The organism is Citrobacter europaeus, assembly GCA_020099315.1.
GTDB classification, from domain to species: Bacteria; Pseudomonadota; Gammaproteobacteria; order Enterobacterales; family Enterobacteriaceae; genus Citrobacter; species Citrobacter europaeus.
Genome location: CP083650.1, coordinates 769,530 through 785,008, shown reverse-complemented (window position 1 = coordinate 785,008; position 15,479 = coordinate 769,530). Strand labels below are relative to the sequence as shown.

The 15,479-nt window shown below is 53.7% G+C and carries 10 protein-coding genes; all 10 read right to left on the bottom strand.

Features of this window, described 5'->3' with window-relative positions; all coding sequences use genetic code 11:
• Positions 1-66 precede the first annotated feature (66 nt).
• Entirely contained in the window at positions 67-2,049 is a 1,983-nt protein-coding gene (gene fhuB, locus LA337_03670) for a Fe(3+)-hydroxamate ABC transporter permease FhuB (protein UBI16808.1), read from the bottom strand.
• Entirely contained in the window at positions 2,046-2,936 is an 891-nt protein-coding gene (gene fhuD, locus LA337_03665; protein ID UBI16807.1) for a Fe(3+)-hydroxamate ABC transporter substrate-binding protein FhuD, read from the bottom strand. The genes fhuB and fhuD overlap by 4 nt, the downstream gene beginning before the upstream one ends.
• Positions 2,936-3,733, bottom strand: a complete 798-nt coding sequence (gene fhuC / locus LA337_03660) for a Fe3+-hydroxamate ABC transporter ATP-binding protein FhuC (protein ID UBI16806.1) — start codon at positions 3,731-3,733, stop codon at positions 2,936-2,938. The genes fhuD and fhuC overlap by 1 nt, the downstream gene beginning before the upstream one ends.
• A gap of 47 nt (positions 3,734-3,780) precedes the next feature.
• On the bottom strand, positions 3,781-6,039 hold the full coding sequence (gene fhuA, locus LA337_03655) for a ferrichrome porin FhuA (protein ID UBI16805.1): 2,259 nt from the start codon (positions 6,037-6,039) through the stop codon (positions 3,781-3,783).
• Between the two features lie 222 nt (positions 6,040-6,261).
• Positions 6,262-7,227, bottom strand: coding sequence for a fimbrial protein (locus LA337_03650; GenBank protein UBI16804.1), 966 nt, complete (start codon positions 7,225-7,227; stop codon positions 6,262-6,264).
• A gap of 89 nt (positions 7,228-7,316) precedes the next feature.
• Positions 7,317-8,312: a fimbrial protein gene (locus LA337_03645; protein UBI16803.1), complete on the bottom strand. Its 996-nt coding sequence runs from the start codon at positions 8,310-8,312 to the stop codon at positions 7,317-7,319.
• A gap of 14 nt (positions 8,313-8,326) precedes the next feature.
• Positions 8,327-10,810: a fimbrial biogenesis outer membrane usher protein gene (locus tag LA337_03640; GenBank protein UBI16802.1), complete on the bottom strand. Its 2,484-nt coding sequence runs from the start codon at positions 10,808-10,810 to the stop codon at positions 8,327-8,329.
• Between the two features lie 31 nt (positions 10,811-10,841).
• Positions 10,842-11,555, bottom strand: a complete 714-nt coding sequence (locus LA337_03635) for a molecular chaperone (GenBank protein ID UBI16801.1) — start codon at positions 11,553-11,555, stop codon at positions 10,842-10,844.
• 51 nt (positions 11,556-11,606) lie between these two features.
• Positions 11,607-12,149, bottom strand: a complete 543-nt coding sequence (locus tag LA337_03630; GenBank protein UBI16800.1) for a type 1 fimbrial protein — start codon at positions 12,147-12,149, stop codon at positions 11,607-11,609.
• 662 nt (positions 12,150-12,811) lie between these two features.
• Positions 12,812-15,361: a bifunctional glycosyl transferase/transpeptidase gene (mrcB, locus tag LA337_03625; protein UBI16799.1), complete on the bottom strand. Its 2,550-nt coding sequence runs from the start codon at positions 15,359-15,361 to the stop codon at positions 12,812-12,814.
• Between the last annotated feature and the right edge of the window lie 118 nt (positions 15,362-15,479).

The following is a 15,479-nucleotide window of genomic DNA, read 5'->3' as shown; positions in this document are numbered from 1 at the left end:
CCGGCTTTTTTATTGCCGGATGGCGACGCAAAGCGTCTTATCCGACCTACATGAAAAGAATCAGCCTCAGCGACTCTGTTTTCTCAGCAGATAGATAAAGTACGGCGCGCCAATAAACGTCGACAATAACCCCGCCGGGATCTGATACGGAAACAGCACCATTCTGCCGCACCAGTCAGCAAAGACCAGAAGTACGCCTCCCGCCAGCGCCGAAATCAGCATATGCGGCATCGCCCGACGAAAACCCATCATTCGGGCAATATGCGGAGCCATCAACCCGACAAAGCTCAACGGTCCAATGGTCATGGTTGCTGTCGCCGTCAGCCCTGCTGCCAGGAGCAGTAACCCTACGCGCGACGGCGTGATTGCCATCCCCACCGCCCGCGCCGTATCACCGCCGAGCGGTAAAATCGTCAGCCAACGACGGCACAGCGGCGTCATCGCCAGCAGGATAACCATCACAATCCCGGTGCGCAGTACCTGTTCACCCGTCGCGTTATAGGTTGAGCCGGAGATCCAGGTCAGTACGCCCGCCATACGCGGATCGCCGCTGGCCTGCAGCATCATCAGCAACATTGTAAACGCCGTGCTGAGCGCCATCCCTGCCAGCAGCATACGGTGCGGCGAAAAACCACCGCGCCCGGCGGCAATCATAATGATAAGCAAGGTGGCCGCAGCCCCGAGACTCCCGGCAGGCATCAGCCAGCCAAAGGCATTTCCTGGGACCAGAAACAGCATCAGCACTACGCCAAATGCTGCACCGGAGCTAATGCCCAGCACTTCCGGGCTGGCCATTGGGTTGCCCGTCAGACGTTGAATAATACAGCCCGCTACCGCCAACATTACCCCGGCAATCAGCGCCGCCATAATACGTGGCCAGCGCCAGGGCATCAGCTCATCCAGCATCGCGCCGCTGGCCCATGTCCAGCCGTGCGCATCGCGGCCAAACGACAGCGCCACCACCAGGGTCAACAGCAAGAGCGCCCCACCCGCCAGCGTAAACATCAGCACATTCTGACGCTCAGCGGCGATGCGGTTGCTGGCATTCATATCCGGCGCGCTCATACTCCTAAGGCGCGGTAACAGCCACAGCAGTAATGGCGCGCCAATCAGCGCCGTCACCGATCCGGTGGAGACTTCCATCCATACGCGGGTCAGCCACAGAATGATTTGGTCGGAGAGCCAGAGGATCAACGCACCAATCAGCGGGGCCAGCATCAGACGCGCCAGCAGACGACGTGCACCGAGCATTTTCGCCAGCAGCGGCGCAAACAGGCCAATAAAGCCGATAATCCCCACGGCGTTCACCAGCAAGGCGCTGAGAACAATCGCCAGCGATAAAGCCGCCAGACGCGCCAGCGACAGCGCCAGACCAAGGTTACGCGCCACGCCGTCATCCAGTCCCATCAGCGTCATAGGCCGCAACAGCAACAGAGTCAGCATCACGCCACCCAGCAGTTGCGGCCACAGGCGCTGTACGCCGCTCCAGTCGGTTTGCGTTAGCGTACCGCTGCTCCATAAAAACATGCTTTGCAGCTGATCGTGATGGAAGATAACCATCAACTGGTTAATTGCCCCGCAGTACAGGCTGACCACCAGCCCGGCAAGGATTAACGTCACCGGGGAAAGACGCTTGCCCCAGGCTACGCCAAACACCAACGCCCCAACGACACATGCCCCCGCCAGCGCCGCAAATTGCGTGGTCAGCGCACCGGGAATAGCCCACAGCGTGGTAACCGTAATGCCCAACTGCGCACCGGTCGCCACGCCCAACGTGGTTGGCTCCGCCAGCGGGTTACGCAGCACCTGCTGAAACAATACGCCGACCAGCCCCAGCCCGGCACCGACCAGAAGCGAAATCGCCAGCCTCGGCAGCAGGCTATAGTGGAAAACCATCTGTTTAATGGCGTCGATATCCGGTGACCAGATAGCCTGTTGCCACTGGCTGCGCGGTAGCGCAACGGAGAAGTTAGCCCACGTGAGCCAGCAGGCAGCAACAAACAGAACCGCCAGCAGAAGCGTTGGGAACAGCGCAATACGTTTACTCACGCTTTGCCTCCCAGCGCATTATCCAGAATACGGGCAAAATGCATTGCCGAGAGCGTTGCGCCATAGAACCAGACGGCCGGCACGCGCTGAAAACGTCCGCTACGGACAAACGGCATCGCTTGCCACAACGGCGTAGACATCAGTGCAGTCATCTCTTTATCGTTGCCGTGGTCAAAACACAATACATCAACATCCTGAAAGGCAGCCAGACGGTCAATACTCACGGCAGTGCTGCCCCAAAAGTTTGTCTCTCCCTGCCAGGCGTTGGGGATCCCATAATCGTCCAGCACGTCCTGGAACAGGCTGTTTGGGCCAAACACCAGCATATGTCGCGAATCAAGCAGGGAAGTGAGAAGTACAGGGCGCGCGCCGCGTTGAATGAAGCGCGGCTTCAGGCTGGCGATAAAACGATCGTATTCGGTCAGATGGCGTTCAGCAGAGGCCTGCAGATTGAACAATTGCGCCATTTCCTGCAGCGATTGTCGCGCAACCGCCAGCGGTTTTTTGCCGTCGCTGAAGTTAAATCCCCGGCCAGGCGCAATCCGCGCCAGCTTTTCGGGAGAAGGACCATAGCCTGCCGACCAGAGCAAAAACGAGGGTTTCATTTCGGTCAGCAGTTCGAGATTGGGTTCCGTGCGTAGCCCGACATCAATCACCGAGTCCGGCAGCGGGGGCTCATTGACCCACAGCTTGTAGTTAGGGATATCGGCAATGCCATACGGCGTAATACCCAGCGCCAGCAATAGCTCTACCGGCAGCCATTCCAGCGCCACAATGCGCTGTGGATCAACCGCCGCGGCGTGCGCCGTATTCATCTGCCACAGCAGCGGCGACAGCGCCATCGCCGTAAGCAAGCGCCGACGGGTAATATGATGTAATTCAATCATTAATAGACAAAACTCACGGGTGCGGCACCGGCCGGATGCGGCAAAATGCCCATCGGGATACCGTAAATCTGTTCCAGAGTTTCACTGCGCATCAGTTCAGCAGGCGTCCCTTGCGCAATCATTTCACCGCCGCGCAGCGCAACTAAGTAATCACAGTAGCGGGCCGCCATGTTGATATCATGCAGCACTGCAATCACCGTCAGCCCGCGCTGCTGGCTTAAGCGATGCACCAGCGCCAGTACGTCAACCTGATGGGCGATATCCAGCGCGGAAGTCGGTTCATCAAGCAGCAGACAGCGGCTGTCCTGCGCAACCAGCATGGCTATCCACGCGCGCTGGCGTTCTCCGCCGGACAGACTATCAACCAAACGGTGCGCCAGCGGTTTTAAGCCAACCAGCGAAATCGCTTCTTCTACTTTCTCTCTGTCGGCAACGCCAAAACGTCCCAGCGCCCCGTGCCACGGATAACGACCAATCGCCACCAGTTCGCGCACCGTCATCCCTTCGGCCTGCGGCAGCTGCTGCGGCAGATAGGCGACCTTGCGGGCAAACGCTTTACTGCTCCAGCTCTCCAGCGGCTGTTCGTCGAGCAGGATTTCACCTTCTGACGGCGGCTGATGACGTCCCAGCATTTTCAATAACGTCGATTTTCCGGAACCGTTGTGGCCGATAAGACCAGTCACTTTCCCCACAGGAAAAGTTAATGAGAGAGGATGCAAAAGCGTGCGGCCAGGCACACGAAAGGAGACATTACGCAACGCAAAAGTAGTGTCGGGATGGGATCTGTTTTCCTGCATAGCAGCCAACTTGTAAAACGGGCACGCAAAGCGTGCCCAAAAAGAAATTAGAAACGGAAGGTTGCGGTTGCAACGACCTGACGTTCTGCGCCCCAGAAGCAGCCATAGGTATTGAAGCAGCTGGCGACGTATTCACGGTCAAACAGGTTGTTCACATGCAGCGCCACGTTGGAGCCCGCCATGCCGACGCGCGCCAGATCGTAACGTACTAACGCATCCACCAGCGTATAGCTCCCCACTTTAAAGGAGTTTGCCGGATCGCCATAGCTGGAGCCAGTATAACGAACACCCGTACCCAACGTCAGCCCGGAAAGCGCGCCGTCATAAAGGGTGTAGTCCCCCCACAGTGATGCCATATGTTTTGGCACCTGAGCAGGCGTGTTGCCTTTGTAGGTGGTGTCGGTGGTGTATTCCGCGTCGGTGTAGGTATAAGAACCCACTACGTTGACGCTGGCAGACAGCGCCGCTTTCGCTTCGATTTCCACACCGCGTGAGCGAATTTCACCGCCTTCAACTGACCAGAACGATCCATTCGGGTCGGCCATCAGGTTGTTGGTTTTGGTCAACTGGTAAACGGCACCAGTTAATACGATCGGACGATCGCTCGGCACGTACTTCACGCCCGCTTCGTACTGCTTACCTTTAGATGGCGCAAAGATATTACCGCTTTCCCCGACCTGAGAACTAGGTTCAAACGATTCGCTGTAGCTGAAATACGGGGTCACGCCGTTGTCGAACAGGTAGTTAACACCGCCACGCCAGGTGAACTGTCTGTCATCACGGGAATCCAGCACGCCAGAAACGCGGTTCAGGGAGTCCTGCTTTGCCCAGTCGTAACGGCCGCCCAGAGTGACCAGCACCTTATCCCACTGCATCTGATCCTGAGCGTACAGGCCCGTTTGTTCCTGTTTATTCAGAACGCGATAAGGTGCGCCTGGCCCATTATGCGCTCCAAAATCAAAGTCGCTACGGTCAAGGTTATAGATATCAGACGGCGCAACCGAACCAGCCCAACCGAACCAGGAGTTGATATCGTTACGCATACGCATATAGTCAACGCCGGTCAGCAGCGTGTGATCCAGGGAACCGGTAGCGAATTTGCTCTGTAACTGGGTATCAACAGAGAAATTCTGCAATTTTTCATTATCGTCAACGTACTGACGAGTTAGCGTGTGATCCCAATCTGACTGAGGGATACTTTTACAAGGACTAGCGTTGAGTGCTGCCTGGTCTTTTGTATAGAGCGGATCGGAGCACATGCCGTAGCCATACACGCTATTCTGCGAAACCTTGTTTTGCGCATAACGCAGGTTCTGACGCACGGTAAAGGTGTCGTTAAATTCGTGATCGAAGCTGTAGCCCACCATCTTCTCGTTACGAGAATAGGTATTGTTGTTCGCACCTTCGTTGAAATCGGTAGACAGACGCGAACCGTTTGGCAGCTTAGATACGGTCCCCTCTTTCGGCAACCAGCCGTAATAGCCGGTTTCCGGCTCGTTCTGGAAGTAGGAGAGGAAGGTGAAGTTTGTCTTATCATCCGGACGCCATGAGAACGATGGCGCGATGGCGTAGCGTTGTTCTTCCGCACCCTGCTGCTGCGCATTCGCGGAACGCGCCAGGCCGGTCAGGCGGTATGAGTACACACCATCGTCATCCAGCGCATCGCTGAAGTCGAAACCGGTCTGGAACAGGCTGTCAGTGCCCATCTTGAACTGAACTTCTTTCAGCGGCTCCGTCGTCGGACGCTTGCTGACCATGTTCAACAACCCGCCAGGGTTGCTCTTTCCGTAAAGAACGGAAACCGGACCGCGCATCACTTCAGCGCGTTCCAGCATATAGGGGTCGATTACCGCATCGTTATAGAAGTTACCCTGCATCTTCAGGCCATTCAGATAGTTATTCTGACTTTGGCCGTCGGCGGCAAATCCGCGAATAATCAGATAGTCATAGGTATTGGACGCACCACGCGTACCCACGGCAACGCCAGGGGTGTAGCTGAGCGCCTCTTTAACCGATTTCGGCTGATGCAACGCCATCTCTTCGGCGGTGACCACGGAAATAGACTGAGGAACTTTTTGAATCGGAGTATCGGTTTTGGTCGCCGTAGCAGACTGTCGTGCAGCGATGGTTGCCGCTGGCCCCCATGCGCTTTCCTGCGGAGCAGGCGCAGCAGTTACGGTGATGGTTTCTTCTTTCGGGTCAACCGCCGCCTGTGCATAGACAGACATGCCGCTAACCGCTGTGGCTACCACTACTGCGATTTTACGCAGCGATGAACTTGGCTGAGCAGTTTTAAGACGCGCCATTGGTATTTCTCTGATGAAAGTGAATGATAACGTAAACGAGAATTATTATTATAACGGCAGCATAATATTCGAAACTCTGGCGAGATAGCAAGCAATACGCGTCCCTACTAAAACTGAGGGGTTAAGAAATAACCAGATGAAAAGAAAGGGTTAATAAATTAGGCTGAAATGTTAGGGCTCCAAAAGAACCCCGTAGGGGTATCGCGTCTGCATAGATCCACATTAGCGGTAATACACTTCAAAGGTAGCCAGCGCATCAACCTGGCCCCCCTTCACCGTTCCGGTTTTAGCGTATCGCGCTTTCAGCGGGATCGCCTCTGTTCCCTGCCCGGTCGCGCTTTCGATCCCCGTATATTCCTGATCAAAATTCAGCACATGATTGTCTTTGTCGAGGATCTGGATCCCGACGCCGCTGGCGGCCCCTTCTCCGCGGGCAATGTTCAGAATAGTGCCGTCGGTAACACCGGTTGAACCGGCGCTGGTAAACTTATAATCAATGTGCGTTCCGGCAGTACAATTGGCGACTTCAATTTTAAAGCTGTCATCGGTGAGCACGGATGAATATCCCTGAGATAATCCACCGGCTGTCACCGTATCCAGCAACACATTGATATTTTTGCTTTTCAGATTGCAGGTATTAGCAATCACATCAACCGTGGCAGGCGCAAAGCGTAATTTCGCTACGGTTAAACTTCCCATTTGATAATCGGCGTTAAATTTACTGGTATCCAGCGTGCCAGACTGGACCGTCCCGATAACCACTAACTGAACGCCAACATGATAAGTTGAATCGTAAGAGGACCAGTTGCCCGTCATGCCAATGTAATGCCAGGGGGTAATCAGGTTTTCATCGATAAACGTGGCGGTTTTATTTTCCGCGCGGGCGGCGCGAAACCCGATGCCCGGCACAGTGGTTTTATAAACGCCGCTTAACACTCCCGAGTAATCGGCATCGGTCAATACCGTGTAACCTTCGCGAACCTGTACATCTGTATTACAGGTCAATCCGTGTGATTCTCCGACCGTTTCTCCGGAATAAACAATGGTTCCTACGGCGGCATCGGAGTCAATCACAATCTGCGCGGGCATGGTAAACGTAATCGTTGGATTCGCATTCGGATTGGTAAACGAGCAGTCCGCTCTGGCCTGCTGAAAACAGACGCTCACCAAGGCTAAAACCAACATCATGAAGAGCCTGGAAAATCCCTTTTTCCCTTTACTCATTGGTTAACTTCCCTGTTTGCTAAACAACATCCCTGGGTGCGTTCCCCAGTGGATTACCGGTAATAAACGGCAAACGTCGCCACCGCATCAACCTGACCCGCCTTTACGTTACCCGTTTTGATATAGCGCGCCTTAAGTGGAATGGTCACCGACTGATCCTGTGTCGTTTGCGCGACCGCCGTATAGTTGCGATCAAACTGCAGCACGTTGTCGTTACTGTCCATAATTTGAATGCCGACCCCGTCAGCAGCGTGATCGCCCGTAGCAATATTCAGGATATTGCCATCCGTGACGCCGGTCGAACCCGCGGTAGTGAACTGATAGTCAACCTGAATGCCCGCGCTGCAATTATTAAGCTGAATTTTAAAGCTGTCGTCGGACACCGTTCTGGACACGCCATTAGCCAGTTCGCTGGCGACAATCGTAGAGAGCGGCGCCAGAACATTCTTTTCAACCAGGTTACAGCTGTTTGACTGAACGATTACGGTAGTCGGTGAAACTCTGATTCTCGCCACAGTAACGCCGTCGTAGATCCAATCAGCGCTTAACTGTGAAGTATCAATGTCCCCTGAACTCACCTCTCCGGTCACGACAAACTGTGCCTCAGCGTGTGAGTCCATTGCATAAATACTCTTCGGTTCGGTTCGGGATGACCCAGTATGCATCGGTGTTACCAACGAGCCTGGCGTTATCGCCTGGATGTCTTTAACCCACGCCATGCGTACGCCAATCCCGGGAACGTTGGTCTGATAAACCCGGGACAATGGATTATCGGTACGCTCATCGCTGGCGGTTAAAAAGGTGTAGCCCGTCTTGATCTCTCCATCGCTGGTACATGAAACAGAAATCGCATCCCCTAATGACTCTTGCGAGTAGAGCACGGTTCCCGGTTCGGCATCGGCATTCACCACTAATGCTGGCAGCGTGATTACCGCAGTCGAAGGTTCCTTACCATTTAAAATTGAACAACTGGCGCTTGCCGTCTGGTAGCACATCAACAATCCACCGCATACCACCACCTGACACCCGCGTTTTATCATCCTTTGCATATTGCCTCCTTTTATCAATGGCAGTTGAGCGTTGCGGTAAAAATACCCGGTTCCGGTTGTGCCGGAACCGTCACCTCCGCCGAGCAGCGCTGCTGCGCCGTATCGCCCCATTGTGCGGTCACACGCTGCGTCCCTTTTAACCCGGTGACATACACTTCACCGGCATCGCCTACGATTGACGTCGCGCCGTCCATACTCAGCACGGCCCCAAAAGGCACTACGCCCTGGCCATATCGCAACGTCAGCAAGGCGCGTTTACCCGCGCGCGCGGTAAAGTCAGCCGCCACCACCGCACCTTTAGTCGGAATCACGTCCAGAGACGCATCCTGAATATCTAAATCATCGCGCCCCTGGGTATTCACGGTGATAGTATTGCGCCGATAGTTGGTTAAGGTCGGCACAATGGCATTGCCCCAACGGTCGGTATACACCCCTTGTGAATTCTGGATTTTGACGTTATCGCCATCGGCGATATGCACCACCGCAAAAGCGTCCTGGATTGATTGTCCCAGCGTGATTCCCTGCGAGTGCGCGACCACGGATCCCTGCGCGCTATAGCCCCACTGCTTGCTGTCTTGCTGATAGCTGTAATTCGCGCTGAATTCCCCCACCGAGGCCCGATAGCGCGAGGAGAGATAGGCGCCGTAGCCCACGTTGTTATCGGTGTAGGTCTGCTGAAGATTGTAATTTAAGTTGTTATTTTCCAGCAGCGTACCGCTGACGCCCGCCTGGTGTGAAGTGTTACCTTTTTTCGAACTGGTCAGGTTGTAGGTGCCCCAGGAGTTCGCCAGCCAGCGCGAGAGCGGTACGTTAATCGAAATCGAAACCTGCTGGTCGTTATCGGTTGAAGGCGTTTTCGTCAGGCTGTAGTTCAGCGACCAGTTAACGCCCTGCCAGCTACTGCTGTAACCCAGGCTGACGCTGCGCTCATGGCCTTCCATTCCCCAGTAGTCCTGCTGATAGGCGTTGGCATATACCGACCCCCAGCTATGTAACGACTGTGAAAGGTTTAGCTGTAAGCGGCTCCGGCGGTTAAAAGCATTGCGATAGCTATAAATGCTGTCGTCATCATAGGTGTTATTGCGCTGATCGAGCGCCTCCTGAAAGGTATAAAACCCGGAGGTGGAATAACGATAGCTGGCCAGCGTGACCGTGGTATTGGTCAGCGGAAAATCTTTTGCGTACTGCGCGCGCCACGACTGGCCGTTCGCATCTGCACGACCGTCGTCAAACGCGGTTCTCGCCGCCGTCAAATCCATCGACACGGAACCAAAATCGCGTAAATCGGCCCCGATGCCGACCAGCCCGGCATGATACATCGACGCGCCCTGCAGACCGCCGTAGGCGGTAATCCCGTAAGGTAAGCCGTAAATGGCCGTCGCCTGGCCGAATTCCGGTTCTTCACCGTTATCCACATCGCGATATTTCCCGGCCGCCAGGCTGTACTTCAGCGCGCCTTCGCGCTGCATAATCGGCACCGAGGAGCTGGCCTGAATAAAGCTGCGCTCCGTTCCGTCGGCCTCCGTGACGGTGACTTCCAGATCCGCCCCTGCCGTGACCTGGGTTAAATCACGGATTTCAAACGGGCCGGGCGAGACGTTGGTCTGGTAGATGGTGTAACCGTTTTGTTTGATGGTCACTTTGGCATCGCTGTTGGCAATGCCGCGCACCACCGGGGCGAACCCCTGTAATCCGCTGGGCAGCATGCTGGTATCGGTCTCCAGCTTCACCCCGGTCATTTGCACGCTGTCGAACAGTTCGCCGTTGGTGTAGGTTTGCCCAAGCTGAAGCTGGCTGCGCAGGCGTTTGATATCACGCTCCAGCGTTGTGCTTATAGATTGCCAGCCGCTGTCATTCCCCCAGTTGCTGGAATTGCGCACCCGCCATGGGCCGATGTTCATACCCGAATTGAGACTGGCCCAGTTAGAAGCATTGTTGTCCCCATTCGACTGCTGATGCGAACCCGAAACATAGTAGCTGGTCCACAGCGCCGGAATGCCATCGTCCCAGGAAGCAGGATTGCTTTCGCCCGAAATTTGTTTGTCGCGGTAGATTTGCGGAATACGTAATTGCAGTACCTGAGTTTCCGGGCTGAAGTCATAGCGCGCATCAGCAATATAATCACTGATATCGCCCAGCAGCGTATCTTCATTAATATTATTTAATGCCGGGACGGTATCGACTTTGACGCCTAATTCACGCAGTTCCGCTTTGGTGAATTGCGGAATCAGTTTGCTGTTATCTTTTGAAAGGAGGTAATTTAAATTTCGTTTATCGATGCGATCCTGATCCCAGACAATGGACGTTAAATATCGCCCGGGAGATAATCCGTTATGGCGTAAATAGGCTTCAAGCGCGCCGGTATTCTCCAGCGGCGTCCCCGTTTCCAGCGCGTTGAGATTGAAATAATCGTCAGCGCAAACGGAACCACTCGCCGTTAATATCGCGAATGTCAGCGTATTGAGTGCAAAAAGCCGGACAGTACGATGAGAAGACATAAACGCCACCCGTAAGAAATCGATAGCTCATTTACAGCGACTGTTTCCGCTGTCCGGTTTCTGATCCGTAATCATTAATTGCGGTCCAGACAACGTTACCTTTTACTGCCGATGGCAACGGAAAACGCTGCTCAGCAAACGGCGCGACCATCATGGTTAATGCCGAGGGAGAGTTTTGCTCTGATGCTGCTTTAATCTCTGTTCCCGCGACTTTTAGCTGTCCGAAGGTGACATAGAATGGCGTAGGGTTTTTCACCACTAACTGGTTTTGGCTGCGGCTAAACTGCAATGACTGCCAGGCCGTTTTCGCCTCACTTTCTTTCAGCGAAGCCGGGCGATAGAACAGCTTTAATTTGGTCTTAATCGCAAATTGCAGCGTATTGTTATCGCGTAATTCTTCCGGGATCGCAGAAACAGATTTTATATTCGCCATAAACAGCGATTCACGGTCCTGCGGCAAGGCCGTTTTATTACCGGTATAAACTACGTGCAGCAGCGTCTGGCGATTTTCATCCAGTTTATAAATCGGTGGGGTGATAATAAATGGCGCTTTACTGTCATCAATATTACTGACCCAACTATGCACCAGATAACGTTTATCATTATCTTTATTTTTTAATGTTACCTGTACTTCAGACTGGTTGGCAGGATAAATAATTCGCGTTCCGCCAACCACTACGCCAGCATGAGCAATATTAATGCCAGTAGCTAACACCAGGGCTAATGTGGTAATGAGTCGTTTCATTTTTCCATTCCATTGAAATACTGGCCCAGCCTGGGCCAGGTTGTATGACAATTAACGATAAATCAGGGTATAAGTCGCTTGCGCGGTATAATCACCGGTGGTCGGTACCGTGCTGCCAACCTGAATAACTTCAGCTTTATAATTGAACACTACGCTGTCGCCATTGGCTTTATTCAGCGATGCATCAGGATCTGAGCCATCAAATTTTACGTAATTACTGCTGCCTTCCGGCAACATACGCACGCCGAGGTTCGTCGCGGTTCCCGTCGGTTGCAATACTTCCTCGTTATATCCGGCGATACGCGTACCATCAAATTTGATATTGAGGTTGGCAATCGCGTCATCACATTCCGTCAGCGTGATAGCAAAAGATTGTGAATCCCCCACTTTCTTATCTGCGCCAAATGCGGTTTGTGAAAGATTATTAAACGTCACCGTACCGTTTGTCGTTGTACCGTTAACATCCACTACGCAGCTATCAGGAATAATCTTTCCGTTAAAGGTTACGGTTCCCGTATCAACGGCTAACGCAGGCATTGCGGCACCCGCCAGCACACTGCTTACAAACAACGAGGTGAGAATTTTTTTGCACATAACGTATTCCTTACATATGCTCACAAAAAGTAACAAAGAAAAAAGCAATTTTAACGAAAGGAACTTAAGACTGGCTGGGGATACGGATGCAACAACATCACTTGATATATAATATATCTTTATCGACTCATTCAATCCAAAACATTCCTTTGCGTGATCTATTCTACGGTTCATAACCTATAAAAGCGAACTAACATATTCACCAAAGATGATGCCGAATGCTGACAATCCCTTAAAATTCATAACGATAAGAGTAGACACAATATTTTCTTAAATTTGAATTAAGAAGACTTTAATCAATTCAATAAAGGAATATTAAATACCACCTTATGATCCCCAAAAAATAAGAATAGCGAAAAAACAAGCACAAAAAGGCGAGCAAAATTAGTCAATACCGAATATATACAAAAAAGTAATATATTGAGTCTATGATTAACAGCCCAAGTGCGGGCCACAAATACCGCAGCAGATCAATTTTACTTACTGCGGCAAGTAACCAAGAAATGTGATCTAAAGCAAATTAGTCGCATACGCAAAGACAAGCGCAGATATTCAGCACACAGAGAGAAAATGAAAAGAGAGGGAAAGGTGCCAGTAACACGAGGGGGAAGTCCCCCACACCGGCCTGTGCCGATGCGGGGGAAGAACTGTTAAAACCAAAATCAGTTACTGCCGAACATGTCCTTAATCCAGCCAGCGACACCGTCGCTATCTTTCTTCTCCTGCTGCGGCGGTTGTTGCTGTTGCTGCTGTTGCTGCTGTTGTGGCTGCTGCGACGGCGTTGACTGATCGAACGGATTACCCGACTGCTGCAGCATTTCACCCTGCTGACACAGCGAATCCGGATCGGTGGTCCACACCGGGAGCGCACGCATCCCGCCGCTACATACGAAGTTACCGTCGTAGTCCACGCCCATATCTACCACATCTTCCGGCGGCGTCAGCACCAGCGGGGTCGGCGTCTGGTTCGCCAGATAACGCTGATAAATCGACATCGCGCCGCTGGCGCCGTACAGCTTGGTTGGCTGGTTGTTATCACGGCCCACCCAGGTAATGGTCACCTGGCTGCCATCAATCCCGGCAAACCAGGTATCCACGTTGTTGTTGGTGGTCCCGGTTTTCCCTGCCAGATGCAGCCCTGGATACTTCGCGCCAAGCTGGCGACCCGTACCACGCTGAACCACCTGCTGCATGGTCCACAGCGTCATATACGCCGCCTGCGCCGGAACGGCGCGCTCGGCCTGCGGGAAGCTCTGGTACAGCACCGTACCATCTTCAGCGATCACCGAACGCAGCGCCGACAGCGGCGCGCGGTTTCCGCCGCTGGCGATAGTCTGGAACGCCTGCGCTACTTCGATTGGCGTCAGGTTCAACGCTCCAAGCAGCATGGCCGGAACCGGGTTAAGCTGATCTTTCGGCGCGCCCAGCTTCAGCCAGGTGTCGGTCACAGCAGGCAGGCCCAGCGCCATCCCCAGATTTACCGTTGGCACGTTCATCGAGCGCGTTAGCGCATCCACCAGCATCACTTTTCCGCTTTCGCTATAGCGACGGTCATCGTTCTGCGGCGACCACACCTGGCCGTTCGGCTGACGCAGCGCAATCGGCGCATCGGCAATCCAGGTATTGAGACGGTACAGCTTCGGCTGACTGAGCGCGGTCAGATAGGTCGCAGGCTTGGCCAGAGAGCCAATCGAACGACGCGCCTGCATCGCACGGTTATAGCCCGCAAACTGCGGTTCTGCTCCGCCGACCATGGCGCGAACTTCACCGCTAAAGCGGTCAACCACCACAATCGCCGTTTCCAGATCGCTCAGCTTACGCTGTTTCTTCAGCACCGGAATACCTTCCACCGCCGCTTTTTCTGCGGCGTCCTGCGCCACGGAATCAAAGGTGGTGAAGATTTTCACGCCAGAGAGATCTTTAACTTTATCGCCCAGCTTCGCCTGTAGCTCCTGACGCACCATCTGCATAAACGCTGGCTGCGGGGAGATCACCCCGCCGCGCGGCTGTACGCCTAACGGACGCGCGCTCAGCATGTCATACAGATCCTGGTCGATAATCTGCTGTTGTTGCAGCAAACGCAGAACCAGGTTACGACGCTCCAGCGCCAGCTTCGGGTTACGCCATGGGTTGTAGATCGACGCCCCTTTAACCATCCCCACCAGCAGCGCCTGCTGGTCGAGGCTCAGTTCTTCCACCGGACGACCGAAATAATAGAGGCTCGCCAGCGGGAAGCCGCGGATCTCGTTATCACCGCTTTGACCGAGATAGACTTCGTTCATGTACAGCTCAAGAATGCGATCTTTGCTGTAACGCGCGTCCATAATCAGCGCCATATAGGCTTCGTTGGCTTTACGCCAGTAAGAGCGTTCGCTGGAGAGGAACAGGTTTTTCACCAACTGCTGAGTCAGCGTACTGGCACCCTGTACCGTACGACCCGCCGTCAGGTTCGCCAGCACCGCACGACCAATGGAATAGAGGCTGATACCGTCATGTTCATAGAAGTGACGGTCTTCGGTCGCCAGCAGCGTATCCACCAGCAGATCCGGGAAGCCGCTACGCGGAACAAACAGGCGCTGCTCGCCGTTAGGCGAAGAAAGCATGGTGATCAGACGCGGATCGAGACGGAAGAAACCGAACTGGCGGTTGTTATCCATATTCTCGATGGTGTCCAGATGATCGCCGTCAAAGGTCAGACGCGCGCGCACCTGCCCTTCTTTGCTGTCCGGGAAGTCAAACGGACGACGGATCATCTCGATGCTCTTCGCCTGCACGGTAAATTCGCCCGGACGCGTCATCTTCGTCACCTGACGATACTGCGTGGCCTCCAGCAGCTTCACCATCTCGTTCTTACCGATAGGCATTTCTGGCTCAAGGTTAACCATACGGCCATATACCGCCGCAGGAAGCTGCCAGACTTTGCCATCAATACGGCTACGGATTTTTTGGTCCAGATACACGCCGTAAATGGCGATCAGCACCAAAAAGACAATCGACAGTTTTACCAGCAGCCAGAACCAGCCGCGCTTACCACGAGGCTTACGCCCTTTGCCCTTACCCTTACGCGGCATCGGTTCTTCATCCTCATAGTCATCATCATCATAATCGTCGTCATACTCTTCATCTCTGAGTTGACGACGGCTCACCTTTTGTTTCACCGGACGCGATGGTTTCCCTTTACGTCCAATTGGCTCGCGGTCATTCCCCGCCATGCTTTTTCTCCGCAACATTCAGGCGCAAGGGCCCGATTCTCTGTTCTTCCGTCCTGCGACAGAAGAAGAAATCTCTCAATTATTACCGCTCTTTCGCCGGACGCGGCATAAACGCCTT

Bases quoted from the DNA above. Each gene is read 5' to 3' on its own strand.
- LA337_03640 (UBI16802.1), bottom strand. From the start codon at position 10,810: ATGTCTTCTCATCGTACTGTCCGGCTTTTTGCACTCAATACGCTGACA.
- LA337_03645 (UBI16803.1), bottom strand. From the start codon at position 8,312: ATGCAAAGGATGATAAAACGCGGGTGTCAGGTGGTGGTATGCGGTGGA.
- LA337_03650 (UBI16804.1), bottom strand. From the start codon at position 7,227: ATGATGTTGGTTTTAGCCTTGGTGAGCGTCTGTTTTCAGCAGGCCAGA.
- LA337_03635 (UBI16801.1), bottom strand. From the start codon at position 11,555: ATGAAACGACTCATTACCACATTAGCCCTGGTGTTAGCTACTGGCATT.
- mrcB (UBI16799.1), bottom strand. From the start codon at position 15,361: ATGGCGGGGAATGACCGCGAGCCAATTGGACGTAAAGGGAAACCATCG.
- fhuC (UBI16806.1), bottom strand. From the start codon at position 3,733: ATGCAGGAAAACAGATCCCATCCCGACACTACTTTTGCGTTGCGTAAT.
- fhuD (UBI16807.1), bottom strand. From the start codon at position 2,936: ATGATTGAATTACATCATATTACCCGTCGGCGCTTGCTTACGGCGATG.
- LA337_03630 (UBI16800.1), bottom strand. From the start codon at position 12,149: ATGTGCAAAAAAATTCTCACCTCGTTGTTTGTAAGCAGTGTGCTGGCG.
- fhuA (UBI16805.1), bottom strand. From the start codon at position 6,039: ATGGCGCGTCTTAAAACTGCTCAGCCAAGTTCATCGCTGCGTAAAATC.